Source organism: Enterobacter sp. KB-280D8 (assembly GCF_041399405.1).
Classification (GTDB): Bacteria; Pseudomonadota; Gammaproteobacteria; order Enterobacterales; family Enterobacteriaceae; genus Enterobacter; species Enterobacter cloacae_N.
On the sequence record NZ_JBGKEC010000001.1, the window covers coordinates 919,117 to 943,546 of the forward strand.

The window sequence follows — 24,430 nt, forward strand, 5'->3', positions numbered from 1 at the left end:
CGGCCTACATTTTGAACTCACAGGGAGTTACTTAGAAACTGTAACTCGCCCCTAGCTGATACGTCCTGTCACGCCCAATCCAGCAGTTGGTCGCGTCATAGCAGGTCAACGTCTCTTTATTGGTGATGTTCTGCGCGCTGGCTTTAAGCGTTAGCCCTGCCAGCGAAGGCAGAATTTCGCCCATCCGGTACGAGGCCGCCAGATCGTACTGCGTAGTGCCCCCGAGTTTACCCGCATCGTTTGCCGGAGAGATTTCCATCGGCCCGGTGTAGCGTGCGCCCGCTCCCAGCATCAGTCCTTTCAGCGGCGTGTTCTCAAAGGTGTAATCACCCCAGAGGTTGAAGGCATTCTCCGGGACCTGCGTTGGACGTTTACCTTTGTACTTGTCATCTTCCCGGTTGATCGCGTGGGTGTACGCATAGTTGGCAATCAGCGTCAGGTTATCCGTCGGACGGCTGATGGCGGAGAGCTCCGCGCCTTTGGATTCCACTTCACCGGTCTGACGGTAGTTCAGGAAGCCCGGATCGGAGGTGACAACGTTTTTCTGCCGGATGTTAAACACCGAGGCGGTAAACGTCGTGGCGTACTCTGCCAGAAGATATTTTACCCCGCCTTCCACCTGCTTGCTGGTGGTCGGCTTGACGTCTTTCGCCACGAGCGTTCCCTGCGGCGACACTGGTGCAAAACCTTCTGAATAGCTGATAAACGGCGAAATACCGTTATCGAATGCGTAAAGCGCGCCCAGACGTTTGGTGACGCGATCCTGCGATACCCAGGCCTTATCGCCGTTTTGCAGGTAATCGGTGGTGACGGAGCGGTAATCGTCGTAGCGCAGGCTGCCCAGCAGATTTAAGCCGCCAAATTCCACCTGATCCTGCAGGTAGTACCCGTTCTGCTGATAGCTGAGGCGGTTTTTCTGGGCGGTGTAGAGTCCCAGCGCGCTTTCATGGATTTGCGAATAGTCAGGATTACGCATATCCATGCCCGGCGTGGCGGACGCGTAACGGTAGTGGAAATGGGAATTCAGCCTTTGATAGTCAAACCCGGCCAGCAGATGGTGTTTCCAGTCGCCCAGCGCAACGGTTTTGGTCACCTGGTTATCAATGTTGAAGCTCTTAAGATCTTCATCGGTGGTATAGGCAAAGCGGTTAAGCTGATAGACCTCACTCCCCGTTCCCGTCGCGTAGACGCTGTTCTGGTGGGTATCGACGTCGAAATAGCGCGCTTTCTGGCTAAAGCCCCAGCCGCTGTCGAACTCGTGTTCGAAGCTGTAGCCCAGCATCCACTGGCGCTGCTTAAACCCGCTCCACTCATCGCCGGCGTAATCCCGACGATCGGCATATTTCGAGCGCAAATAAGCGAGCGGCAGCGGGTTCGACGGCGTCAGGCTCGGGGAATTTTGCGCCAGCGCATCCAGCGTGAGGCGGGTTTTGCTGTCGGGTTGCCAGGTGACGGACGGGGCGACCAGGTAATTTTCATAGCGGCTGGTGTGCGGCTGATCGTCATTCTCCGTCGCCTTACCCAGCAGACGGTAATTCCAGTCGCTGTCAGCTATTTGTCCGGTCGAATCGAGGTAGCCTTCTTTCAGATTACGGTTCCCGGTGTTAAAACCGACCTCGGTTCGGGCTTCCCGCTGCGGCTTTTTACTTTGAATATTTACCAGCCCGCCCGGCGAAGCGCCGCCGTAAAGCACCGATGAAGGCCCTTTCAGGATATCGACGCTGTCTATTAACAACGGATCGATGCGCGCCTTGGTGTTGCCGGTGACGTTATAGGGCAACTGCAGCCCGTTGTAGAACTCCTGGTCAACGGTAAAGCCACGAATTTTGTATTCGCTCATATAGGAGGTGTTACCCCGCACCTCGGTCGAGACGCCGGGAGCATAGCGCAGGATTTCGTTCACGGAGTTCGCGTGACGCTTTTCAATTTCAGGCGCCGAGAGCGTGTTGATGACCTGCGGCGTTTTACTTTCGGCAACGGCCGACTTTGTGGCGCTGTTCGTCCAGGCCGGCAGTGCGCTGCCCTGCTCTGAGCCCGTGACGACAATGGTGGATTCTTCGGCGAAAGCCTGGACCTGCAGTGCCAGCGTGACGGCACCCGCCAGGGCGCATAACGTAAAACGTGAGGAGTTCATAATGTCGTCTTGTTGTTAGATGCAATACGGAACGACAATTATTATCATTTAGATTAACAAATCAATACTCAGGCAAAAAAACGGCCCTCCGCAGAGAGCCATTTACGTCAGTTTATGCTCGTCGCAGTAACCTGAATATGACCAGCACCACAATGGCACCCACGACAGCGACCAGAAAACTGTGCAGGTCGAAACCACTTATGTTGCCTCCAAAACCAAACATCGTCGCCAGCCAGCCGCCTACAACCGCACCAACGACCCCGAGTACGCAGGTCAAAATAAAGCCGCCGCCATCGTTTCCCGGCATGATCAGTTTAGCGATAGCGCCAGCAATAAGGCCAAAGATAATCCAGGCGATGATACCCATAGCAATGCCCTCTTGCAGATTAAACGCATGTGCAGAAAACCTTCTGCACAGCTAGCTTAAGTATAGGTCATCTCCGAAAAACCATTTTCAGCTCACCGACTTATCTTTGCTTAAACAGGCAAAAAAACTCACCGGTTTGTATTAAGTTTGAGGGTGGATTGCCGATAACGCTAAGACAGTCCGTCATCAATCAAGGAGCCACCCGGCGTGAGTCATTACAGTGAGCAGTTCCTCAAGCAAAATCCGCTGGCTGTGTTAGGGGTATTACGCGACCTGCAAAAAGGCGAAGTGCCGCTGCGCATCAGCTGGTCGAATAATCAGTTTATCAGCAAGATCCTTGACGTCTCGCAGGAGCGGCTGGTTATTGACCTGGGCAGCCAGGAGTATGAAAACCGCGCGGCGCTGAAAGCAGAGAATATCGTCGTCATGGCCGAAACCCATGGGGCCAAAGTGGAGTTTGTCCTCCTGCGACTGGAAATGAGTGAATACCAGGGGCTCCCGGCTTTTGTGACCCCCCTTCCTGGCAACCTCTGGTTTGTCCAGCGTCGTGAATATTTCCGCATCAGCGCCCCGCTTCATCCTGCCTATTTTTGTAAGGCTAAAATGCCGGACAAAAAAGAGATCCGCTTCCGTCTCTTTGACCTGTCGCTGGGCGGAATGGGCGCGCTGATGGATACCCCTAAACCGGAGGGCCTGGTAGAAGGCATGCGGTTTACGCAAATTGAACTGGATATGGCGGGCTGGGGCCGTTTTTATTTCGATGCACAGCTGATTGCCATCAGCGAGCGCACGGTGGTGGACAGCAAAAATGAAACGATTACCTCGCCGCGGCTGAGCTTCCGTTTTCTGAACGTCGGTCCGGGCGCCGAGCGCGAGCTGCAGCGCATTATCTATTCGCTGGAGCGGGAAGCACGGGAACGTGCGAATAAGGTACTTTGAGAGAAGTCGGGCAGCGAGCGCCGCCCGTTTGCGGCATTACATGGCATCCATCGCTTTCTGTACTTTCCAGATATAGCGAGGCGCCTGCGGTGCCGGATGATTTTTCGCCACATGCTCGACGAATTCATCTTTGTCCATGTCGTTGATCTCCTCGATCGCCTCTTTACGGTCAGAGGAGAAGGTTCTGAGCAGCGCCCCTGCGCCGTTCACGTACGAGACCACCAGCGCGTATTGCATCACTTCCGGATCCTCGATGCCCTTCAGCACGCCATGTTCCAGAATGCTCAGGTAAGCGGTCCCCATGGAGATGTTACGTTCCGGGTTCTTCAGCTCGCTGGTCGACGGCTGGCCGCTCCAGCCCATATAGCGGTAAACCTCTCTCCCCGCCGTTGAGGCTTTCAGCTGCATCAGACCCACCGCGTTGGATTTGCTGACAAGCGTGGGATTGCCGCCGGACTCCACCGCAATAATGGCGGTGATCAGACGCGGGCTGACGCCCCAGGCCTTTCCGGCTTGTTCACTGATCGGCATCCACTGCATGGCCCGTTTCACCGGCACTTCTGGGTTCCAGGGCGGGTTTTGATAATCACGTTTTGAACTACAGCCAGCCAGCAAAACAATCAAAAAAGCAAACCATCTCAATTTCACGTCATCTATCCTTATAGCCGGTCATCGCGGTGCGCCGCCCTTGAAGCAGGCAGCGTATACGCGGCATGATATAGACAATTAGTTTCTCATTCAGCAAGGAATTGCCATGTCTCAGTTTCATCTCATCGCGCCGTCGGGCTACTGCATTAATCAGGACGCGGCGCAGCGGGGCGTTCAGCGCTTACTGGAATCCGGCCACCAGGTAGAAAATCAGACAATTATCCCGCGCCGCCAGCAGCGTTTTGCCGGAACAGAAGCGCAGAGGCTGAATGATATCAATAGTCTGGTGAACCTGAAGGGTGAAAACCGAATAGTCCTTGCGGTGCGCGGCGGCTACGGTGCGAGCAGGCTGCTGGAGAGCATCGACTGGCAGGGCCTGGCGCAGCGCCAGCAGCAGGATCCGCTGCTGATATGCGGCCACAGCGATTTCACCGCCATCCAGCTTGGTCTGCTGGCGCAGCATAACGTCATTACGTTTAGCGGCCCGATGCTGGCCGGTAACTTCGGCGCGCCGGAACTGGACGCGTTCACCGTGGAGCATTTCTGGCGCGCGCTGCGCAATCCCACCTACAGCGTCGAGTGGCAGGGGAATGGGCCGCACTGGGAATGTGAGGGCCAGCTGTGGGGCGGTAACCTGGCGATGCTGGTCTCGCTCATCGGCACGCCGTGGATGCCTCAAATCGAGGACGGCATTCTGGTGCTGGAAGATATCAACGAACATCCGTTCCGCGTCGAGCGCATGTTATTGCAGCTTTATCATGCCGGTATTCTCGATCGCCAGTCCGCGATTGTGCTGGGCAGCTTCAGCGGCTCGGCCCCGAATGGCTATGACGCGGGCTACTCCCTGGAAACGATGGTCGACTTCATCCGCTCGCGGCTGGATATTCCGGTTATCACCGGTCTGGATTTCGGCCATGAGCAGAAGACCGTTACCCTTGCGCTGGGCGCGCAGGCCACGCTTACACATGATGTTTCGGGCAGTCGGTTAACGATCGGCGGTCATCCGGTCATAAAAGCATAAAAAACCCCCTTAATAAAACGCTGTTACCGTTGTTAATATGTTAGGGTTTTAGTAACAGCGTTAACATTGAGGTGGGAGTAAGAGAACATTGGATGCCGCAGCGATAATCAGCCTTTTCATTTTGGGTTCTGTACTTGTAACCAGCAGTATTTTATTAAGTTCATTTTCATCGCGTCTCGGCATACCCATTCTTGTTATTTTCCTTGCCATCGGCATGCTGGCCGGCGTTGACGGCATCGGCGGTATCCCCTTCGATAACTATCCCTTCGCCTACATGGTGAGTAACCTCGCACTGGCGGTGATCCTGCTCGACGGCGGGATGCGCACTCAGGCAAGCTCCTTCCGCGTGGCCCTGGGGCCTGCGCTGTCGCTGGCGACCGTCGGCGTGTTGATCACCTCCGGCCTCACCGGGATGATGGCCGCATGGCTTTTCCATCTCAATCTGATGGAAGGCTTGCTGATTGGCGCAATCGTTGGATCTACCGATGCGGCGGCGGTCTTTTCCCTGCTTGGCGGTAAAGGGCTTAACGAACGCGTTGGCTCAACGCTTGAGATTGAATCCGGCAGTAACGATCCGATGGCGGTGTTCCTGACCATCACGCTGATAGAGATGATTCAGCAGCACGAGACGGGCCTGAGCTGGATGTTTGCCTTACATATCCTGCAGCAGTTCGGGCTGGGGATTGTCATCGGCCTGGCGGGGGGATACCTGTTACAGCAGACGATCAACCGCATCTCGCTGCCCTCGGGACTTTACCCTCTGCTGGCGCTGAGCGGCGGGATCCTGATTTTTGCCGTCACCACCGCGCTGGACGGCAGCGGTATTCTTGCGGTTTACCTCTGCGGGTTCCTGATGGGCAACCGCCCTATTCGTAACCGTCACGCCATTTTGCAGAACTTCGACGGGCTGGCCTGGCTGGCGCAAATCGGCATGTTCCTGGTGCTGGGCCTGCTGGTGACGCCATCTGACCTGCTGCCAATTGCCGTACCGGCGCTTCTGCTGTCGGCGTGGATGATCTTCTTCGCCCGTCCGCTGTCCGTGTTTGCGGGTCTGCTGCCGTTTCGCGGCTTTAACATGCGCGAGCGCGTCTTTATCAGCTGGGTTGGCCTGCGCGGCGCGGTGCCGATTATTCTTGCGGTCTTCCCGATGATGGCCGGTCTGGATAACGCGCGGCTGTTTTTCAACGTGGCGTTTTTCGTGGTACTGATTTCCCTGCTGTTCCAGGGAACCTCGCTCGGGTGGGCGGCAAAAAAAGCCAAAGTGGTGGTGCCCCCCGTGGGCTGGCCGGTTTCGCGCGTGGGGCTGGATATTCATCCGGAAAACCCGTGGGAACAGTTCGTCTACCAGCTGAGCGCTGATAAATGGTGCGTGGGGGCCTCGCTGCGCGATCTGCATATGCCGGCCGAAACGCGCATTGCCGCCCTGTTCCGCGATAATGTCCTGCTGCACCCTACCGGCAGCACCCGCCTGCGCGAAGGGGATATTCTCTGCGTGATTGGCCGCGAGCGCGACCTGCCCGCGCTGGGCAAGCTGTTCAGCCAGTCGCCTCCCGTGGCGCTGGATCAGCGCTTCTTCGGCGACTTTATTCTGGAAGCCAGCGCCAAATTTGCGGATGTGGCGCTGATTTATGGCCTGGATGAAGGAGCTGAAGAGGGTGATAACCCGCAAACGCTGGGCGAAATCATCCAGCAGCGGCTTGGCGCTGCCCCGGTCGTGGGCGATCAGGTTGAGTTTGCCGGGATGATCTGGACGGTTGCCGAAAAAGAAGATAACGCGGTGCGGAAGGTCGGTTTGAGGCCGATGGAAGAGGACGCGGAGTAGCGATTTTTTTACCGGGTGGCGGCTTCACGTCACCCGGCACACGTACAAGTTACACTGTCACAACCGGCACCCTCGGCGCCAGCGCGCACATCAGTTCATAGCCAACCGTTCCCGCCGCGGCCGCCACGTCATCAATTTTGATTTCGTTGCCCCACAGCTCGACCGGAGAACCGATCCCTGCCTGCGGGCATGGCGTGAGGTCAACCGCCAGCATATCCATTGAGACCGTCCCTACCGTGCCCGTGCGAACGCCATCCACCCAGACCGGCGTACCGGTCGGCGCGATGCGCGGGTAGCCGTCGGCATAACCGCCCGCGACGATGCCGATACGCTGCTCGCCCTTAGCCCGGTAGCGGCTGCCGTAGCCTACCGTGTCGCCCGTCTTCAGCGTCTGCACGCCGATGATCTCGCTGCGCAGGGTCATAACCGGCTTCAGGCCGCTGTTGGCGATATCTTGCCACTGCCCTGAAGGAGACGCACCGTACAGAACGATCCCCGGACGTACCCAGTTATAGTGAGCTTCAGGATGCCACAGCGTGGCCGCCGAGTTTGACAGCGAGCGCGGGCAATCGAGCCCTTCTGCCGCCTGCTCAATGCGGACCATGGCATCCGCAATGCCGTCCGGTTTTTCCGCATCGGCAAAGTGCGCCATCAGCGTCATTTCGCCGACGTTTTTCAGGGCGCGCAACTGCTGCCAGACCGTATGAACCCGCTCGGGCTGGAAGCCCAGGCGGTTCATGCCGCTGTTTACCTTGAGATAAATATCCAGCGGAGCGTGGAGCTTCGCATCCTGAATGGCTTTAATCTGCCAGTTGCTGTGCACGCTGGTAGTCAGGCGATACTTATCCAGCAGCGGCAGATCGTCCGCGTGGAAGAACCCCTCCAGCAGCAGAACAGGCCCTTTCCAGCCGCGCTCGCGCAGCAGGATGGCCTCTTCGATATTGAGTAACGCAAAGCCGTCGGTCGCGCCGAGCGCGCTCCAGATACGATCGATACCGTGGCCGTAGGCGTTCGCCTTGACGACCGACCAGACGCGCGAACCAGGTGCTGCCCGGCGAACAATTTGCAGGTTTTCCTTCAGGGCCTGCAGATCCAGCTGAGCCAGAACAGGACGGGACATGACAACTCCTTAGTTATGCGCGCCGTGCAGATGCTGAGGACGCGCTGGCGTGAATCCTGATTGATAGCGCGCAGCACTTAAATCGTCAAACGGAATTGCCGGCGTGCGCCCGGAAATCAGGTCGCTCAGCAGCTGGCCCGATCCGCAGGCCATCGTCCAGCCGAGCGTACCGTGTCCGGTATTGGTCCACAGGTTTTTGAACGGCGTGCGCCCGACAATAGGAGTGCCGTCCGGCGTCATCGGACGCAGGCCGGTCCAGAACGTCGCCTGCTCAACAAAACCGCCGCGAGGGAAGAGATCGCCCACCACCATTTCCAGCGTTTCACGACGCGGCTGCAGCAGTTCGGTGTTAAAGCCGACAATCTCCGCCATGCCGCCGACGCGAATACGGTTATCAAAGCGGGTAATGGCGATTTTGTAGGTTTCATCCAGGATGGTCGACACGGGCGCCCCACTCTCCTCTTTCACCGGGATGGTCAGCGAGTAGCCCTTCAGGGGGTAGACCGGAATATCAAGAATGCCTTTCAGCATGGCGGTGGAGTATGAGCCAAACGCCATCACGTAGGCGTCCGCCTTGATCACCTCGTCGCCGCACTTCACGCCGTAAATTTTTTCGCCTTCCGACAGCAATTTATCGACAGAGGTGTTGAAGCGGAACGTCACGCCTGCCTGCTCGCACATCTGCGCCAGACGCTGGGTAAAGAGCTGACAGTCGCCGGTTTCGTCGTTCGGCAGACGCAGACCGCCGGTCAGCTTGTGGGCCACTTCGGCCAGCGCGGGTTCAACCTGACCCAGCTGGCTGGCCTCCAGCAGCTGGTAAGGTACGCCGGCATCTTCCAGCACGGCGATATCGCGGGTGGCGTTTTCATACTGTTGTTCGGTGCGGAACAGCTGCAGCGTGCCGCCCTGACGGCCTTCGTACTCGATACCCGTCGAGGCGCGCAGGGCTTTGAGGCAGTCGCGGCTGTATTCCGCCAGACGTACCATACGCCCTTTGTTTTCCATGTAGTGGCGGGTGTCGCAGTTGCGCAGCATCTGCCACATCCACTTCAGCTGGAACTGCGTGCCGTCAAGGCTGATGGCCAGCGGCGCGTGACGCTGGAACATCCATTTGATCGCCTTCAGCGGCACGCCCGGTGCCGCCCACGGGGCCGCATAGCCGGGAGAGATTTGACCGGCGTTTGCCGCACTGGTTTCAAGCGCCGGGCCGGATTCACGATCGATAACGGTAACCTCATGTCCCGCCTGACTTAAATACCAGGCGCTGGTTACGCCAACGACACCACTTCCCAGTATGACAACACGCATAGCCACTCCATTATGAGCAAAAGAACAATCATCTAATTACAGATTGATAACCTAGTTGAAAATATTATTCAACATACGACTTTTTTATGGTGACTTACCTCACACATCCCCCAGCATCAGGGGACAGGGATAATTTGGGATCTCCTGCTGAGCTTTATTTTTAACCAGCATAAAATGCTGATGCACACCCTTTTTTTGCCGTATCAAAAACGAGAAATCGCAAAGAAAAAATTTCTGCGCCAGCACGCTTTTTAACACGTTGATCTATGCTTGAAAGGAGGCTCTCCAGACAGAGAGAGCACCCACAACGAGGGCGCGCTAATGGCTACTATTGATTCCCTGAACAAGGACAACACACGTCTGAGCGATGGACCCGACTGGACCTTCGAGCTGCTGGATGTCTACCTCGCCGAAATCGACCGGGTGGCAAAGCTGTATCGCCTGGATACCTATCCCCATCAGATTGAGGTGATCACCTCCGAACAGATGATGGACGCTTACTCCAGCGTCGGGATGCCGATCAACTATCCGCACTGGTCGTTTGGTAAAAAATTCATTGAAACGGAGCGGCTGTATAAGCACGGCCAGCAGGGGCTGGCGTATGAGATCGTCATTAACTCCAATCCGTGTATCGCCTATCTGATGGAAGAGAACACCATTACCATGCAGGCGCTGGTGATGGCGCACGCCTGCTACGGGCATAATTCCTTCTTTAAAAATAACTACCTGTTCCGCAGCTGGACGGACGCCAGCTCCATCGTTGATTACCTGATCTTCGCGCGTAAATACATTACCGACTGCGAAGAGCGCTACGGCGTGGACGAGGTGGAGAAGCTGCTCGACTCCTGCCACGCGCTAATGAACTACGGCGTGGACCGCTATAAACGCCCGCAGAAAATCTCTCTGCAGGAGGAGAAAGCCCGGCAGAAAAGCCGCGAGGAGTATCTGCAGAGCCAGGTGAACATGCTGTGGCGTACCCTGCCGAAGCGTGAGGAGGAAAAAACGATCGCCGAAGCGCGTCGTTATCCGTCCGAGCCGCAGGAAAACCTGCTCTATTTTATGGAGAAGAACGCCCCACTGCTGGAGCCATGGCAGCGTGAGATATTGCGCATCGTGCGCAAGGTGAGCCAGTATTTCTATCCGCAGAAACAGACCCAGGTGATGAATGAAGGCTGGGCGACATTCTGGCACTACACCATTCTCAACCACCTGTATGACGAAGGGAAAGTCACCGAGCGTTTCATGATGGAATTTCTCCACAGCCATACTAACGTGGTGTTCCAGCCGCCCTACAACAGCCCGTGGTACAGCGGGATTAACCCGTATGCGCTGGGCTTTGCGATGTTCCAGGATATTAAACGCATCTGCCAGTCGCCGACGGAAGAGGACAAGTACTGGTTCCCGGATATCGCCGGCTCTGACTGGCTGGAAACGCTGCATTTCGCGATGCGCGACTTTAAGGATGAGAGCTTTATCAGCCAGTTTATGTCGCCGAAGATCATGCGTGATTTCCGCTTCTTCACCGTGCTGGACGATGACCGTAACAACTATCTGGAGATCTCGGCGATCCACAACGAGGAAGGCTACCGTGAGATCCGCTCTCGCCTCTCTTCCCAGTACAACCTGAGCAACCTTGAACCCAATATTCAGGTGTGGAACGTGGACCTGCGCGGCGACCGTTCCCTGACGCTGCGCTATATCCCGCATAACCGCGCGCCGCTCGATAAAGGACGTAAAGAGGTGCTGAAGCACGTGCACCGCCTGTGGGGCTTTGACGTGCAGCTGGAGCAGCAGAATGAGGACGGCAGCGTGGAGCTGCTGGATCGCTGCCCGGCGCGGTTGAATACGCTGTAGTGCAGCTTTTTTGCCCGGTGGCGCTACGCTTACCGGGCTTACAAAACCTGTAGGTCGGGTAAGGCGTAGCCGCCATCCGACGAAAAAAAACCTCTCGTATGAGAGGTTTTTTCTTTTAGCGGGTCTGAATCGCTAAATCGCCCGGCAGCGTTTTCTGCATACGGTGCCAGATTTCGCCGGAGTCGTGGCCGTAGCGGCGCACGGTTTCATAAACCTGATCGTGCAGGCCTTCGGTGCAGAGCTTGCTCAGCTTATGGTAGAAGCCCAGCGCCAGGCTGCGGGCTTCAGGATTGGCAAAATAGTGGCGACCAATGCGGGTATAGAGCCCTTTCATGCCGTTGAGGATCAGGCCGTAAACCGGGTTGCCGGAGGCAAACGCCAGGCCGCGGAACACGTTGTAATCGAGGGTGGCAAAGGCATCGGCATGATCTTCAACTTCATTCGCGCTGGCCAGCACCGCAAGCGCATCCTCCGGATGCTGACGGAAAGCGGTACGAATAAAGATAGTCGCGATGTTGGTGCGCACGGAGAGCAGATTATCAATCAGCTGCGGCACGCTTTCGTGGTCGAGGCGCGCCAGCGTTTCAAGAATGTTCAGCCCCGAGGTTTCCCAGAAGTTATTTACCTTTGTTGGCTTGCCGTGCTGGATCGTCAACCATCCATCACGCGCCAGTCGCTGAAGCACTTCACGCAGCGTGGTGCGAGTGACGCCAATCAGTTCAGAGAGTTCGCGTTCAGCCGGAAGAATGGACCCCGCAGGGAAACGATTATTCCAGATGCTTTCAATGATGTACTCTTCCGCGAAACCCGCCGGGCTCTGCGCCTTAATGACCATAGTGAGATTTCCATTACACAGCTTTTGCAAATTGGACTCATCATACCAGAGGCGCGCAGCGGCAGGTAGCGCGGCAAAGTGAGAAAAGGGGATCGCCGTTTCATTTTTGTGAAATTTACAATGCGGTCTTATCCGCCTCCGGGCCGCGATTTTTGCGTATACTGATGTTTTGTATTACTTGACGGGAAGGACGTCTGTTGTGGAAATTTCTTTTGGGCGCGCGCTGTGGCGCAATTTTTTAGGTCATTCTCCTGACTGGTACAAACTAATACTGCTGGTTTTCCTGGTCGTTAATCCCCTCATTTTTAGTGTGGACCCGTTTATCGCCGGGTGGCTGCTGGTGGCGGAGTTTATCTTCACCCTGGCAATGGCACTGAAGTGCTATCCCCTGCTGCCAGGCGGTTTGCTGGCGTTTGAGGCCGTGGTCATCGGCATGACGTCAGCAGAGCATGTCAAAGCAGAGCTGGCCTCCAATCTTGAAGTGCTCCTGCTGCTTATTTTTATGGTGGCCGGTATCTATTTTATGAAACAGCTGCTGCTGTTTATCTTCACCCGCCTGCTGCTGAGCATTCCGTCAAAAACCATCCTCTCGCTGGCGTTTTGCCTTGCCGCCGCCTTTCTGTCGGCCTTCCTGGATGCGCTCACCGTCGTCGCGGTGGTGATCAGCGTCGCCGTTGGATTTTACGGCATTTATCACCGCGTGGCCTCCTCTCGCCCGAGTGATGATTTGCAGGACGATAGCCACGTCGAGGCGCATAACCGCGACGTGCTGGAACAGTTCCGCGCATTTCTGCGCAGCCTGATGATGCACGCGGGGGTCGGTACGGCGCTGGGCGGCGTGATGACCATGGTGGGCGAGCCGCAAAACCTGATCATCGCGAAAGCGGCAGAATGGCATTTTGGCGAATTTTTCCTGCGCATGGCCCCCGTCAGCGTGCCTGTGCTGGTCTGCGGGTTAGCAACCTGCATTCTTGTCGAAAAATTCAGGCTGTTCGGCTACGGCGCACAGCTGCCTGAGCCGGTCCGCAACGAACTGCATAAATTTGACGAGCAGAGCCGCAAACAGCGCGCGCGCCAGGAGACGCTGCGTCTGATTGCGCAGGGGATCATCGGCATCTGGCTTATCGCCGCGCTGGCGTTGCATCTTGCCGAAGTCGGGTTGATTGGCCTCTCCGTCATTATTCTTGCGACCACCTTTAGCGGGGTAACGGACGAACATGCTATCGGCAAAGCCTTTACCGAAGCCCTGCCGTTTACCGCGCTGCTGGCGGTCTTCTTTGCGGTCGTGGCGGTGATTATTGACCAACACCTGTTCGCACCGATTATCGCGTTTGTGCTCCAGGCCTCGCCGGACTCGCAGCTTACGCTGTTCTATTTATTTAACGGGCTGTTGTCCTCTATTTCCGATAACGTCTTTGTCGGGACGGTGTACATCAATGAGGCCAAAGCGGCGATGGAGCAAGGTATTGTCAGCACCGGGCAATTTGAACTGCTGGCGGTGGCCATCAACACCGGAACAAATCTGCCCTCCGTTGCAACACCGAACGGCCAGGCGGCATTTCTTTTCCTGCTGACCTCGGCACTGGCGCCACTCATACGACTTTCTTATGGGAGAATGGTCTGGATGGCGCTGCCATACACGCTGGTGCTTACCGCTGTTGGTTTGCTGTGCATCAAAATTACTCTTGTTCCCTGTACGCAATGGCTGCTACAAGCGGGTATACTTGCGGCGCATTAAAATTCGTTTACACTGCGCTTTCTAAGCATGTTCCAGGGAAATGATTATGTTGAGATTTTTAAACCAGTGCTCCCGCGGTCGCGGAGCGTGGTTGTTGATGGCCCTGACCGCCTTTGCGCTGGAAATGGTTGCGCTGTGGTTCCAGCACGTAATGGGACTCAAGCCCTGCGTGCTCTGCATCTATGAGCGCTGCGCACTGTTCGGCATTATGGGTGCAGGCCTGGTGGGTGCGATTGCCCCGAAAACGCCGCTGCGCTACGTGGGTATTGCAATCTGGCTATACAGCGCCTGGAAAGGGATTGAGCTTTCCTGGCAGCACACCATGATGCAGCTGCATCCGTCACCGTTTATGACCTGTGATTTCGCCGCCCGCTTCCCGAGCTGGCTGCCGCTGGATAAGTGGCTGCCGCAGGTGTTTGTCGCATCCGGTGACTGCTCCGTACGTCAGTGGGAATTCCTGACGCTGGAGATGCCGCAGTGGCTGGTGGGGATTTTTGTGGCCTACTTCGTGGTGGCGCTGCTGGTGCTGATCGCTCAGCCGTTCAAACCGAAGAAACGCGATTTGTTTGGAAGGTAAAAGCAAAAACCCGCCTCGGCGGGTTTTTTATTCTCACCGATTCGGGTGATTCATAATGTGGTCTTCCCAGTCCCGCACCTCAGACTCTTTCACCGCAATGTGGCGCACAGAGATACGCTCGCCGTGCATCGCCGCTTTTGAACCGGTCAGTAGCGGATGCCATTTCGGCAGATCTTTTCCTTCCGCCAGCAGACGATACGCGCAGGTATGCGGTAACCACTCAAAAGTCGGCAGATTTTCACGGGTTAACTTGATGCAGTCCGGCTCGTACTCGAAGCGGCGTTCGTAGTTGCGGCACTGGCAGGTTTTAATGTTCAACTGCTTGCAGGCAACATTGGTGAAATAGATCTCGTCGGAGTCCTCATCCATCAGCTTATGCAGGCAGCACTGACCGCAGCCGTCGCACAGGGATTCCCATTCCGCGTCGGTCATGTCGTCAAGAGTTTTGCTTTGCCAGAAAGGGATGTCGTTCATCAGGATGTCCACACGTCAAAAGAAAGCGCACCTTATAACGAGTCTGGCACGTTGTTGCAAGTTTTGCCGCCCTCTTCAGGCGGCAAGATGCGGTTACAGCACGCGGGTTTTTAGCGACAGGCCGTTAAAACCGACCTCAAGCTCATCCCCGCTGGCGAGCGGGCCCACGCCTTCCGGCGTGCCGGTGAGGATCACATCGCCCGGCTTCAGGGTAAAGAAACGGCTCATGTAGGCGATCAGCGGCACAATCTTGTGGATCATGTCCGCCGTAGTGCCCTGCTGGCGGACCTCGCCATTCACCTTCAGGCTGAGCGGGGTGTCCTGCGGATCGTTGGTAAATTCACTCACCGGAACGAATCCTGAAATCGGACATGCGTTATCAAAGCCTTTGGCTTTTTCCCACGGCTGCCCCGCTTTCTTCATTTTACCCTGCACGTCACGCAGGGTCAGATCCAGCGCCACGCCGTAACCGGCAATCGCTTTCTCGACATGCTCTTCGGAAGCCTGGCGCAGCGTCGCGCCGATCAGCACAGCAAGCTCCACTTCGTGATGCACCGACCCCAGCCCCTGCGGCAGCGCCAGCGGCTGGCGGATGTCGCACAGTGCCGTCTCGGGCTTAATAAACAGGACCGGCTCTTCTGGCGTTGCGCTGCCCATCTCCTGAATATGCTTAGCATAGTTGCTGCCCACGCAGACCACTTTGCTGACGGGATAATCCAGTAATGCACCTTGCCAGTTATGATGTTGATACATGCTCGACCCCTAATCGGTTGATGTGTTATGCCCGAAAACAGCTGAGGCTATTTTTTCCCGTTCGCCTCAAGATGCTGTTTTAATAAATTCTCAGGCGGCGGTGGAAGCTGTAAATAATAGCCCTGCTCGGCTAATGCCGTTTTCACTTTTTCCAGATCGGCATTCACCAGTTTCTTACGGCCGTCCAGCGGCAGCAGCATCGCCAGCTGTGGTCGGCCAAAGTTCTTCATTAATTCTTCCGGCACGCGTGAAAAATCGTCTTTCTTTTCGATATAAAGATAGGTCTGGTCACGGCTTGTACTTCTGTAGATCACACAAAACATGTTTTTACTCTGAATTAATGGGTGGTTGCTTGCCTCAATATACTCCTGACTATAACATGCCTGATACTCTTCGGAATATCGCAGCGAATGGCTGCGGTTAATAGCAAATTGAGTAAGGCCAGGATGTCAAACACGCCCATCGAGCTTAAAGGCAGTAGCTTCACCTTATCAGTGGTACATTTGCATGATGCAAAACCCGAGGTTATTCGTCAGGCGTTAGAAGACAAAATCGCCCAGGCTCCCGCCTTTCTGAAGCACGCCCCTGTTGTTATCAACGTCAGCGGTCTCGAGGCGCCGGTGAACTGGAAACTTCTCCAGCAGGCGGTCTCCTCGACCGGGCTGCGTATTGTCGGCATCAGCGGCTGCAAAGATACCGAGCTGAAAGCAGAAATTGAGCGCGCGGGGCTGCCGCTTCTTAATGAAGGCAAAGAAAAAGCCCCACGTGCAGCACCTGCTGCCGTGCAAACGCCCCCTCCTGCGGCGCAAAACGTTACCGCTCTCACAAAAACGCGAATGATTGATGTGCCGGTTCGTTCCGGTCAGCGCATTTATGCACCAAACTGTGATCTGATTGTTACAAGCCACGTCAGCGCTGGCGCAGAGCTGATTGCAGATGGCAATATTCACGTATACGGTATGATGCGTGGACGTGCGCTCGCAGGCGCAAGTGGCGATCGGGACGCGCAAATATTTTGTACTCACCTGACGGCGGAACTGGTGTCCATCGCAGGTGAATATTGGCTGAGCGACAAGATCCCAGCCGAATTTTATGGCAAAGCGGCTCGCCTGCTTCTGGCAGACGACGCGTTGACCGTTCAACCGTTGAATTGATCCCTTTTTAACAAGGAATTTCTATGGCACGCATTATTGTTGTTACTTCGGGTAAAGGAGGCGTTGGCAAGACCACCTCCAGCGCGGCCATCGCTACTGGTTTGGCCCAGAAGGGAAAGAAAACCGTCGTTATCGACTTCGATATCGGTCTGCGTAACCTCGACCTCATCATGGGATGCGAGCGTCGCGTCGTGTATGACTTCGTGAACGTCATTCAGGGCGATGCCACGCTGAACCAGGCGCTGATTAAAGACAAGCGCACCGAGAACCTCTATATCCTCCCGGCTTCTCAGACGCGTGACAAAGACGCCCTGACCCGTGAAGGGGTGGAAAAGGTGCTCGACGAGCTGAAAAAAATGGAGTTCGACTTCATTGTCTGCGACTCCCCTGCCGGCATCGAGACCGGTGCCCTGATGGCGCTCTACTTCGCTGATGAAGCGATTATCACCACCAACCCTGAAGTCTCCTCCGTGCGTGACTCAGACCGTATTCTCGGCATCCTCGCCTCCAAATCCCGTCGTGCGGAAAATGGCGAAGATCCGATTAAAGAGCACCTGCTGCTGACCCGCTATAACCCGGGTCGCGTAAACAAAGGTGACATGCTGAGCATGGAAGACGTGCTGGAGATCCTGCGCATTAAACTGGTTGGCGTCATCCCGGAAGATCAGTCCGTGCTGCGCGCGTCTAACCAGGGCGAGCCCGTGATCCTTGATACAATGGCAGATGCAGGTAAAGCGTATGCGGATACCGTTGACCGTCTGCTGGGAGAAGAACGTCCTTTCCGCTTCATTGAAGAAGAGAAGAAAGGTTTCCTCAAACGCCTGTTCGGAGGATAAGTTATGGCATTACTGGACTTTTTTCTCTCGCGGAAAAAGAACACCGCCAACATCGCAAAAGAACGTCTGCAAATTATCGTTGCGGAGCGTCGTCGTAGCGACGCCGAGCCTCACTACCTGCCGCAGCTGCGCAAGGACATCCTGGAAGTGATCTGTAAGTATGTACAGATTGACCCGGAGATGGTGACGGTGCAACTGGAGCAAAAAGACGGGGATATTTCGATACTGGAGCTGAACGTGACGCTACCGGAAGCGGAAGAGTCTCGTTAAACCGTTTGTGGTTTTGTAGGCCGGGCAAGCGTAGCGCCGCCCGGCAATCTCCCCGGTGGCGCTACGCTTACCGGGGCTACAATTCTTTAGCGTGGGTATGCTTCCAGCAGCGTATTCAGGCGATCGGCCATCAATTCCCCGCGCCAGCCCGCCATCAGTTCCGGCACGCCATTCTGCGGTTTTAGCTTCCAGTGCCAGTTCAGCAGCTGGTTAATCTGCCTGCGTGACGCCAGCAGTTCTGCACTCAGTTTGCTTTCCGTTGCGGCATCCTGCACCAGCACTTTGATATCCTTAAACGCTTTGCGGTAGCCCGGCATATCCATCAGATTCAGCAATGGCTCAGGCAGCGCCTCTTCCGGAAGCTCCTGCGCTTTGGCGACGAGGGCCAGCAGGGTTTTACCGTGGAAGCGGATCTCGCTCCCCGAAAGCCCGATGCTGTCCAGTTCGCCCAGGCTGCCCGGCATATAGCGTGCGACCGCCCAGAGATGCTCTTCGCGAACCACGAAGTTAACAGCCAAATCGCGTTCGCGCGCTTTGCGTAAGCGCCAGTCGGCTAACAGTTGGAGGCACGCCAGCTGACGCGTACGCAGCTGCCAGGCGTTGCTGATGTCGCGCCAGGCTTCTTTCGGATCAACCACTTCCTGACGACGCTGCTGTGTCATACGGCACTCGTCCAGCGCGGCTGACAGCCAGCCGGAGGCTTCCGCCTCTTTCATCAGCTGTCCGGCAATCGGCAGCAGGTAAAACACGTCTGCCGCCGCATATTCCAGCTGGCGCTCGGTAAGCGGACGCGCCAGCCAGTCGGTACGGGATTCACTTTTATCCAGCGTCAGGCCCGTGTACTCCTCCACCATGGCGGCAAATCCCCACGACAGCGGACGACCGCTGAACGCCGCAAGGATCTGCGTATCAATCAGCGGCTGAGGCATGATGCCAAAGGTATTCAGAAAGACTTCCAGATCTTCACTGCCCGCATGCAGGTATTTCGTTACCGCAGTATCCAGCAGCAGGTCACGCATCGGCGCCCAGTCGGTAATGCCGAGAGGGTCGATCAGCGAGACGTGCTTACCGTCGTACATCTGAATCAAACCCAGCTGTGGATAATAGGTGCGAGTACGGACAAACTCGGTATCCAGAGCGATGGCAGGAAAGTCGCGCGTTACTTCGCAGAGCGAAGCCAGCTCGTCGTTGGTCGTGATCATCTGGTAATTCAAATCGGATTCTCTTTTGTTTGCGCCCATAAAAAACGCCGGCTTAACCGGCGTCTGGGCGATTAACGTGAAGCTCAGGCCTTATTGTCTACTTTGGCACGGGCTTCGTCACGTAATTCTCGTCGTAATATCTTCCCGACGTTGGATTTCGGCAGCTCATCGCGGAATTCCACCAGCTTCGGTACTTTATAGCCCGTCAGCTGACGACGACAAAACGTTATCAGCGCTTCCTCGGTAAGAGAAGGATCTTTCTTGACCACAAAAATCTTCACCGCTTCACCGCTGCTGCCGGAAGGGACGCCGACTGCCGCCACTTCCAGCACGCCGCTGTGCTGCATCACCACGTCTTCGATTTCGTTCGGGTAGACGTTGAAGCCGGAGACCAGGATCATATCTTTTTTGCGATCGACGATGCGCAGGAAGCCTTCGTCATCCATCACCGCAATATCGCCGGTGTGCAGCCAGCCGTCTTTGAGGATCTCGTCGGTCGCATCAGGGCGCTGCCAGTAACCCAGCATCACCTGAGGCCCTCTGACGCACAGCTCGCCTGGCTCACCGTGCGGCACTTCGTTACCCTCATCATCCACCAGCTTTGCTTCCGTGGATGGCACCGGCAGGCCGATGCTGCCGCTGTGGTAGTCGATATCGTGCGGGTTGACGCTCACCAGCGGCGCGCACTCCGTCAGGCCATAGCCTTCCAGCAGATATTGCCCGGTTAACTTCACCCAGCGCTCGGCCACCGCCTGCTGAACCGGCATGCCGCCGCCCGCAGAGAGATGCAGCGTGGAGAAATCGAGCTGCTGGAACTCTTTGTTGTTGAGCAGCGCGTTGAACAGGGTGTTCACTCCGGTCATGGCGGTGAATGGATATTTCGCCAGCTCCTTCACCAGCCCCGGGATATCGCGCGGGTTGGTGATAAGTACGTTTTGCCCGCCCAGTTCGATAAACAGCAGGCAGTTCATGGTCAGCGCGAAAATGTGATACAGCGGCAGCGCGGTGATCACCAGCTCTTTGCCCGGATGGAGCAGCGGCCCGTAGGTGGCATTGACCTGCTCAAGGTTCGCCAGCATGTTGCGATGTGTAAGCATCGCCCCTTTGGCCACGCCGGTTGTGCCGCCCGTGTATTGCAGGAAGGCCAGGTCTTCTGAGACCACTTCCGGCTTGACGTACTGCATGCGATAGCCCGCATGCAGCGCGCGGCGGAAAGAGATAGCGTCCGGAAGATGGTATTTGGGCACCAGACGTTTGACGTATTTAACGACAAAGTTAACCAGCGTCCCTTTGGCGGTGGAAAGCTGATCGCCCATGCGCGTCAGGATGACGTGCTTCACCTGGGTTTTGTCGACCACTTTTTCCAGGGTATGGGCAAAGTTAGAAACAATCACAATCGCCACCGCCCCGCTGTCGTTCAGCTGGTGTTCCAGCTCGCGCGGCGTATAAAGCGGGTTGACGTTGACGACAATCATCCCGGCACGCAGGATGCCGAACAGCGCCACCGGGTATTGCAGCAGGTTCGGCATCATCAGCGCGACGCGATCCCCTTTTTGCAGCCCAAGCCCTTCCTGCAGATAAGCCGCAAACGCCCGGCTACGCTCCTCAAGCTTACGGAACGTCATCACCTCGCCCATATTCACAAACGCGGGCTGGTCTGCGTAACGTCTTACCGAGTGCTCAAATAATTCAACCAGGGATTGATAACGGTCAGGATTGATCTCCGCAGGCACATCTGCGGGATAACGGTTAAGCCAAACCTTTTTCAATGCATCACCTCTGAAATGAGTGTTCGTCGTCATCACAGCCCCGATAATAAACAGTTTGTTAACATTATATTAACTCAGCGTACCAGTTTATTAATTGTTCAGATTGCAGGTTGCGAAGCGCGTCACTCTTTTTTTTCGTTTTATCCGTAAAAAAACAGAGACAGCGGCTGAGCCGCTGTCTCTTTCTTAATAATAACAGTAAGTTACTCAGTTACGATCGTTTGCACCTGTGCAGGGCCCGGGTTATACCATCCCCATCCCGGATAACCGTAACGATAAGGATGTGGACCCCACATCCACGGATCGATTGGCTGAGGCGGCATCACCACCTGCTGTGCGAGCCGCCAGCGCTTATAGCCGTTCACCTGCATGGTCATAAATTTGTACGGCGTGCTGCCGATTTTGCCCTGCACCGAACCGGTAATCGGTCCGACGACGGTCACCAGCTGTCCGCGAAAATCGACCGGGTCGAGGAAGCCATTCACGTCAGCATAGATACGCCCGCGAGAGGCTTCACCGAGGACGGGCCGCGCGCCGCTGTCGAGCGGTACGGTGGCGATTTCCAGACGGGTTTTCCCCTGCTGGTTCTGCACGTCGATCACTTTCCCGCCAAAGCGGGCTTCCTGGCCGACGTAAAGCTCGGGCGCATTCATCACCCGAACCAGATCCTGCTGTGGCGTCGGGCTGCTGCCCTTGATCGCATCAGGTACGGTTACGCAACCGCTCAGTGCTATGGCAACCGCGCCTGCCATAAAAAGGCGTACTACTTTAGTCTGAACCGCCATGATGCGACTCCTTTTTCTCAGTTCCTGTTACTGAGATTCACTCGCGGCCCGGAAGTTTCTTCCACGCGACGGTGTTTCGCAAATAAACCGGCTCCGCATGTTCAACGGCAACGGTTTTTCCTTCCGCAAGCAGCTGACGGGCAATCGGGAGCATATCTTCTGCCGCTGGCAGGAGCATGTTGCCGTCCACCAGCGTCACGCCTGTGCCGCTCGCCATCTCCGGCCACGCCGGCCAGCCCGTGCCGACCGTCGCCCACTCGCCGGACAGCTGCTTCAGGCGTTCAGTCACGGCTTCAGGCTTAAGTACCGCTTCCGTCTCTTCGCCGTGCCAGACGCCGTTTTCATCGCGGGTATATTCCGCCCAGTAAACTTCGCCCATGCGGGCATCAATAGCGGCGAGCACGCGGGTCGCGCCCGTCATGCGCCAGGCCCCCTGCGCCATCGTGGCGAGCGTAGAGACGCCGATCATCGGCAGATCAGCGCCGAGCGCGAGCCCCTGCGCAATACCAATGCCAATACGTACGCCCGTAAAGCTGCCAGGACCGCGGCCAAAGGCCAGGGCATCGAGGTCGGTTAAGGCGGTATTGCCCTGGGTTAAAATGGCTTTTACCAGGGGCAGAATACGCTGGGTGTGTTCCCGGGGACACTCTTCGAAATGGGCAGAAACAGCACCGTCGTTCAACAGAGCAACAGAGCAAGCCTCTGTCGCGGTATCAATAGCCAGAATTCGCATTAGTCGTCGCGCTCTCGCAAGGGTCAGTCACAAAATGGCGCGCATCTTAGCACACTCCGGGGCGAATTACTCCGCCGTTGGGTTTGCCAGAAAGCGCACCGCGCGTTTAATGTCCCGCGTACGCGGGGCGGGCGGCAGGCTGGCGAGGAAGGTCGCACCGTAAGGACGCATAACCAGCCGGTTATCACAAATGACCAGCACGCCGCGATCGGTGACGTCGCGGATCAGACGCCCTACCCCTTGCTTCAGGGTAATGACCGCATCCGGTAGCTGAACCTCGTCAAACGGATCGCCCCCGCGCAGGCGGCAGTCCTCCATCCGCGCTTTGAGCAGCGGATCGTCCGGCGACGTGAACGGCAGCTTATCGATGATCACCAGCGAGAGCGTGTCGCCGCGCACGTCCACCCCTTCCCAGAAGCTGCTGGTCGCCACCAGCAGGGCATTACCGGCGCTGACAAACTGCTGGAGCAGCTGCCCTTTGCTGGTTTCCCCCTGCAGCAAAACCGGCAGGGTCATGGTGGCGCGAAACTGCTCGGCGAGGTCGCGCATCATGGCGTGTGAAGTGCAGAGCATAAAGCAGCGCCCGTTGTTGGCCTCAATCATCGGCTTGAGCATCGCCGCGAGAAGCCGCGCCGCCCCCGGCTGGTTCGGCAGCGGCAGATTGCGCGGCACGCACAGCAGCGCCTGCTTTTCGTAATCAAACGGGCTGGGCAGCAGCAGTGATTCCGCCTGCTCAATGCCGAGGCGCTCGGTGAAGTGGTGCAGATCGTCATTGACCGACAGGGTGGCGGAGGTGAAGATCCAGCTTCCCGGCTTCTGCGCCATCACCTCTTTGAATTTATCGGCCACCGTCAGCGGCGTGAGCGCCAGAGTAAAGTGGCGCGAGGTACATTCGTACCAGTAGCTGTATCCAGGCTGATTGATCTCTTTCAGCCGTTTCAACCGACCGCGATACAGTGTGGCGCGCTCGAAGGCGGCGTCAAGCAGCGCCGAGCGTCCGAGGGACAGCTTCGCCACGTCGTAGCATAGTTCCAGGGCATCATCGAGCAGCAGCAGCGCGCGCTGGATATTTTTGTCCGCCAGCAGCTCGCGCAGGTTGCCGCGATAGCCCGGCTCGCCAAGCTGTAAGCGGAAATCCTGCGCGCTTTGTGCCAGGCGGTCGGCGCACTTCTGCAGCTGCTGGGTATCTTTGAGTTCGGTCCGGTAGGCAATGGTGAAATCTTTTGCCAGATCCTGAAGCTGGCGGCTGGAAAGCGACTGGCCGAAATACTGGCTGGCGATATCCGGAAGCTGATGGGCTTCATCGAAGATCATCACATCCGCCTCCGGGATCAGCTCGCCAAAACCGCTGTCCTTAACCACCATGTCCGCGAGGAACAGGTGGTGGTTCACCACCACAACGTCTGCATCCATCGCGGTTTTACGCGCTTTCACCACAAAGCAGTCTTTATACAGCGGGCAGTCGCTGCCGAGGCAGTTGTCGTTGGTGCTGGTTACCAGCGGCCAGGCCGGGGAATCTTCCGGCACGCTCGCGCAGGTGCTGATATCGCCCTCTTCAGTCTGGTTCGCCCAGGCGCGCAGAATAATGACGTCGCTCAGGGTTTGTACCGGCAGATCGCCACCCGCCAGCGCCTGCTGTTCAAGTCGCTCCAGGCAAAGGTAGTTTGAGCGCCCTTTCAGCAGCGCCAGGCGTCCTTTGTATTTCAGCGCTTTTGCTACGGTAGGCAGATCGCGGCTGTAGAGCTGATCCTGCAGCGCTTTCGATCCGGTGGAAATAATCACCTTCTTTTTCGCGCGCAGCGCAGGCGCAAGGTAAGCATAGGTTTTACCCGTGCCGGTTCCGGCCTCGACCACCAGCGGCTGAGCCTTATCGATGGCGCGTGCAACGGCGTGCGCCATCTGACGCTGAGGCTCACGGGGCTTGAAGCCGGGGATCGCCTGCGCTAATTGACCTTCAGGGGAAAAATCGTCTGCCACGTTGCTCTCTCACTGTATTTTTGCACAGGGATTATGTCAGCCCATTCTCTCCTGTGCCACCCCAAATAGTGACGACAGTGGAACAATATGGCAGTCTTGCCGCCTGATGACGAA

The 24,430-nt window shown here is 56.6% G+C and carries 23 protein-coding genes; 9 read left to right on the top strand and 14 right to left on the bottom strand.

The genetic code is table 11. The features are described 5' to 3' along the window. Positions 1 to 31: 31 nt before the first annotated feature. Together AB8818_RS04355 and AB8818_RS04360 are read right to left on the bottom strand one after the other, a co-directional pair. The gene (locus AB8818_RS04355) at positions 32 to 2,134 is read right to left on the bottom strand and encodes a TonB-dependent siderophore receptor (protein ID WP_163329899.1); all 2,103 of its coding nucleotides are present in this window, start codon (positions 2,132 to 2,134) and stop codon (positions 32 to 34) included. A gap of 112 nt (positions 2,135 to 2,246) precedes the next feature. Further along, a complete protein-coding gene (locus AB8818_RS04360; protein ID WP_192984515.1) occupies positions 2,247 to 2,501 on the bottom strand; it encodes a GlsB/YeaQ/YmgE family stress response membrane protein in 255 nt (84 codons plus the stop codon). Positions 2,502 to 2,708: 207 nt separating this feature from the next. Between AB8818_RS04360 and AB8818_RS04365 the strand changes: the two genes are divergently transcribed. Further along, positions 2,709 to 3,440 (top strand): flagellar brake protein, encoded by a 732-nt coding sequence (locus tag AB8818_RS04365; RefSeq protein WP_116339292.1) that lies wholly within the window; start codon positions 2,709 to 2,711, stop codon positions 3,438 to 3,440. Between the two features lie 36 nt (positions 3,441 to 3,476). Here AB8818_RS04365 and emtA read toward each other — a convergent pair whose 3' ends face one another. After that, positions 3,477 to 4,088: a membrane-bound lytic murein transglycosylase EmtA gene (gene emtA / locus AB8818_RS04370; protein ID WP_116339290.1), complete on the bottom strand. Its 612-nt coding sequence runs from the start codon at positions 4,086 to 4,088 to the stop codon at positions 3,477 to 3,479. A gap of 106 nt (positions 4,089 to 4,194) precedes the next feature. Here emtA and ldcA point away from each other — a divergent pair, with 106 nt between their 5' ends. Beyond that, positions 4,195 to 5,109, top strand: coding sequence for a muramoyltetrapeptide carboxypeptidase (ldcA, locus tag AB8818_RS04375; protein ID WP_192984517.1), 915 nt, complete (start codon positions 4,195 to 4,197; stop codon positions 5,107 to 5,109). Between the two features lie 88 nt (positions 5,110 to 5,197). Then, positions 5,198 to 6,931: a potassium/proton antiporter gene (locus tag AB8818_RS04380; RefSeq protein ID WP_192984519.1), complete on the top strand. Its 1,734-nt coding sequence runs from the start codon at positions 5,198 to 5,200 to the stop codon at positions 6,929 to 6,931. A 49-nt stretch (positions 6,932 to 6,980) separates the two neighbouring features. Here the strand turns inward: AB8818_RS04380 and dadX are convergent, their stop codons facing one another. Together dadX and AB8818_RS04390 are read right to left on the bottom strand one after the other, a co-directional pair. After that, positions 6,981 to 8,051, bottom strand: a complete 1,071-nt coding sequence (gene dadX, locus AB8818_RS04385) for a catabolic alanine racemase DadX (protein ID WP_163329895.1) — start codon at positions 8,049 to 8,051, stop codon at positions 6,981 to 6,983. A 9-nt stretch (positions 8,052 to 8,060) separates the two neighbouring features. Further along, positions 8,061 to 9,359, bottom strand: a complete 1,299-nt coding sequence (locus tag AB8818_RS04390) for a D-amino acid dehydrogenase (protein WP_163329894.1) — start codon at positions 9,357 to 9,359, stop codon at positions 8,061 to 8,063. Between the two features lie 321 nt (positions 9,360 to 9,680). Here AB8818_RS04390 and AB8818_RS04395 point away from each other — a divergent pair, with 321 nt between their 5' ends. Beyond that, the gene (locus AB8818_RS04395; RefSeq protein WP_100170101.1) at positions 9,681 to 11,213 is read left to right on the top strand and encodes a SpoVR family protein; all 1,533 of its coding nucleotides are present in this window, start codon (positions 9,681 to 9,683) and stop codon (positions 11,211 to 11,213) included. A 115-nt stretch (positions 11,214 to 11,328) separates the two neighbouring features. Here the strand turns inward: AB8818_RS04395 and fadR are convergent, their stop codons facing one another. After that, complete coding sequence (fadR, locus tag AB8818_RS04400) at positions 11,329 to 12,048, bottom strand: fatty acid metabolism transcriptional regulator FadR (RefSeq protein WP_023336056.1); 720 nt, start codon at positions 12,046 to 12,048, stop codon at positions 11,329 to 11,331. Between the two features lie 199 nt (positions 12,049 to 12,247). Here fadR and nhaB point away from each other — a divergent pair, with 199 nt between their 5' ends. Both nhaB and dsbB read left to right on the top strand, forming a co-directional pair. Beyond that, positions 12,248 to 13,786: a sodium/proton antiporter NhaB gene (gene nhaB / locus AB8818_RS04405; protein ID WP_166711526.1), complete on the top strand. Its 1,539-nt coding sequence runs from the start codon at positions 12,248 to 12,250 to the stop codon at positions 13,784 to 13,786. 46 nt (positions 13,787 to 13,832) lie between these two features. Then, positions 13,833 to 14,363 carry a disulfide bond formation protein DsbB gene (dsbB, locus tag AB8818_RS04410; RefSeq protein ID WP_028013517.1) on the top strand — a complete coding sequence of 177 codons (531 nt, stop codon included), beginning with the start codon at positions 13,833 to 13,835 and terminating at the stop codon, positions 14,361 to 14,363. Between the two features lie 33 nt (positions 14,364 to 14,396). Here dsbB and AB8818_RS04415 read toward each other — a convergent pair whose 3' ends face one another. The 3 genes from AB8818_RS04415 to AB8818_RS04425 all read right to left on the bottom strand — a co-directional run bounded on the left by AB8818_RS04415 (position 14,397) and on the right by AB8818_RS04425 (position 15,913). Continuing rightward, the gene (locus tag AB8818_RS04415; RefSeq protein ID WP_023336059.1) at positions 14,397 to 14,837 is read right to left on the bottom strand and encodes a YcgN family cysteine cluster protein; all 441 of its coding nucleotides are present in this window, start codon (positions 14,835 to 14,837) and stop codon (positions 14,397 to 14,399) included. 93 nt (positions 14,838 to 14,930) lie between these two features. Continuing rightward, positions 14,931 to 15,590, bottom strand: coding sequence for a fumarylacetoacetate hydrolase family protein (locus AB8818_RS04420; RefSeq protein WP_116339277.1), 660 nt, complete (start codon positions 15,588 to 15,590; stop codon positions 14,931 to 14,933). A gap of 47 nt (positions 15,591 to 15,637) precedes the next feature. Beyond that, a complete protein-coding gene (locus AB8818_RS04425) occupies positions 15,638 to 15,913 on the bottom strand; it encodes a YcgL domain-containing protein (protein ID WP_371199782.1) in 276 nt (91 codons plus the stop codon). 123 nt (positions 15,914 to 16,036) lie between these two features. Here AB8818_RS04425 and minC point away from each other — a divergent pair, with 123 nt between their 5' ends. Genes minC through minE form a run of 3 tightly spaced genes read left to right on the top strand, consistent with a single transcriptional unit; the run spans position 16,037 to position 17,850 of the window. Further along, the gene (gene minC, locus AB8818_RS04430; RefSeq protein WP_192984522.1) at positions 16,037 to 16,744 is read left to right on the top strand and encodes a septum site-determining protein MinC; all 708 of its coding nucleotides are present in this window, start codon (positions 16,037 to 16,039) and stop codon (positions 16,742 to 16,744) included. A gap of 23 nt (positions 16,745 to 16,767) precedes the next feature. Beyond that, positions 16,768 to 17,580: a septum site-determining protein MinD gene (gene minD / locus AB8818_RS04435; protein ID WP_008500505.1), complete on the top strand. Its 813-nt coding sequence runs from the start codon at positions 16,768 to 16,770 to the stop codon at positions 17,578 to 17,580. A gap of 3 nt (positions 17,581 to 17,583) precedes the next feature. Continuing rightward, positions 17,584 to 17,850, top strand: a complete 267-nt coding sequence (gene minE, locus AB8818_RS04440; protein ID WP_024909868.1) for a cell division topological specificity factor MinE — start codon at positions 17,584 to 17,586, stop codon at positions 17,848 to 17,850. Between the two features lie 86 nt (positions 17,851 to 17,936). Here the strand turns inward: minE and rnd are convergent, their stop codons facing one another. From rnd to AB8818_RS04465, 5 genes are all read right to left on the bottom strand, one after another. Beyond that, complete coding sequence (gene rnd / locus AB8818_RS04445; protein ID WP_166712706.1) at positions 17,937 to 19,052, bottom strand: ribonuclease D; 1,116 nt, start codon at positions 19,050 to 19,052, stop codon at positions 17,937 to 17,939. A gap of 83 nt (positions 19,053 to 19,135) precedes the next feature. Then, a complete protein-coding gene (gene fadD, locus AB8818_RS04450) occupies positions 19,136 to 20,821 on the bottom strand; it encodes a long-chain-fatty-acid--CoA ligase FadD (RefSeq protein WP_162874940.1) in 1,686 nt (561 codons plus the stop codon). A 203-nt stretch (positions 20,822 to 21,024) separates the two neighbouring features. Continuing rightward, complete coding sequence (locus AB8818_RS04455) at positions 21,025 to 21,606, bottom strand: Slp family lipoprotein (protein ID WP_116339271.1); 582 nt, start codon at positions 21,604 to 21,606, stop codon at positions 21,025 to 21,027. A 37-nt stretch (positions 21,607 to 21,643) separates the two neighbouring features. Then, positions 21,644 to 22,339, bottom strand: coding sequence for a tRNA (adenosine(37)-N6)-threonylcarbamoyltransferase complex dimerization subunit type 1 TsaB (gene tsaB / locus AB8818_RS04460; protein ID WP_192984525.1), 696 nt, complete (start codon positions 22,337 to 22,339; stop codon positions 21,644 to 21,646). 66 nt (positions 22,340 to 22,405) lie between these two features. Further along, positions 22,406 to 24,316 (bottom strand): ATP-dependent DNA helicase, encoded by a 1,911-nt coding sequence (locus tag AB8818_RS04465; protein ID WP_023325496.1) that lies wholly within the window; start codon positions 24,314 to 24,316, stop codon positions 22,406 to 22,408. Positions 24,317 to 24,430: the final 114 nt, after the last annotated feature.

What these genes read in the sequence shown, in the direction of transcription:
- minC (WP_192984522.1), top strand. Translation starts at nt 16,037, where the DNA reads ATGTCAAACACGCCCATCGAGCTTAAAGGCAGTAGCTTCACCTTATCA.
- AB8818_RS04425 (WP_371199782.1), bottom strand. Translation starts at nt 15,913, where the DNA reads ATGTTTTGTGTGATCTACAGAAGTACAAGCCGTGACCAGACCTATCTT.
- AB8818_RS04355 (WP_163329899.1), bottom strand. Translation starts at nt 2,134, where the DNA reads ATGAACTCCTCACGTTTTACGTTATGCGCCCTGGCGGGTGCCGTCACG.
- rnd (WP_166712706.1), bottom strand. Translation starts at nt 19,052, where the DNA reads ATGATCACGACCAACGACGAGCTGGCTTCGCTCTGCGAAGTAACGCGC.
- minE (WP_024909868.1), top strand. Translation starts at nt 17,584, where the DNA reads ATGGCATTACTGGACTTTTTTCTCTCGCGGAAAAAGAACACCGCCAAC.
- AB8818_RS04420 (WP_116339277.1), bottom strand. Translation starts at nt 15,590, where the DNA reads ATGTATCAACATCATAACTGGCAAGGTGCATTACTGGATTATCCCGTC.
- tsaB (WP_192984525.1), bottom strand. Translation starts at nt 22,339, where the DNA reads ATGCGAATTCTGGCTATTGATACCGCGACAGAGGCTTGCTCTGTTGCT.
- AB8818_RS04360 (WP_192984515.1), bottom strand. Translation starts at nt 2,501, where the DNA reads ATGGGTATCATCGCCTGGATTATCTTTGGCCTTATTGCTGGCGCTATC.
- dadX (WP_163329895.1), bottom strand. Translation starts at nt 8,051, where the DNA reads ATGTCCCGTCCTGTTCTGGCTCAGCTGGATCTGCAGGCCCTGAAGGAA.
- AB8818_RS04390 (WP_163329894.1), bottom strand. Translation starts at nt 9,359, where the DNA reads ATGCGTGTTGTCATACTGGGAAGTGGTGTCGTTGGCGTAACCAGCGCC.
- AB8818_RS04415 (WP_023336059.1), bottom strand. Translation starts at nt 14,837, where the DNA reads ATGAACGACATCCCTTTCTGGCAAAGCAAAACTCTTGACGACATGACC.
- dsbB (WP_028013517.1), top strand. Translation starts at nt 13,833, where the DNA reads ATGTTGAGATTTTTAAACCAGTGCTCCCGCGGTCGCGGAGCGTGGTTG.
- AB8818_RS04395 (WP_100170101.1), top strand. Translation starts at nt 9,681, where the DNA reads ATGGCTACTATTGATTCCCTGAACAAGGACAACACACGTCTGAGCGAT.
- fadR (WP_023336056.1), bottom strand. Translation starts at nt 12,048, where the DNA reads ATGGTCATTAAGGCGCAGAGCCCGGCGGGTTTCGCGGAAGAGTACATC.
- AB8818_RS04455 (WP_116339271.1), bottom strand. Translation starts at nt 21,606, where the DNA reads ATGGCGGTTCAGACTAAAGTAGTACGCCTTTTTATGGCAGGCGCGGTT.
- minD (WP_008500505.1), top strand. Translation starts at nt 16,768, where the DNA reads ATGGCACGCATTATTGTTGTTACTTCGGGTAAAGGAGGCGTTGGCAAG.
- ldcA (WP_192984517.1), top strand. Translation starts at nt 4,195, where the DNA reads ATGTCTCAGTTTCATCTCATCGCGCCGTCGGGCTACTGCATTAATCAG.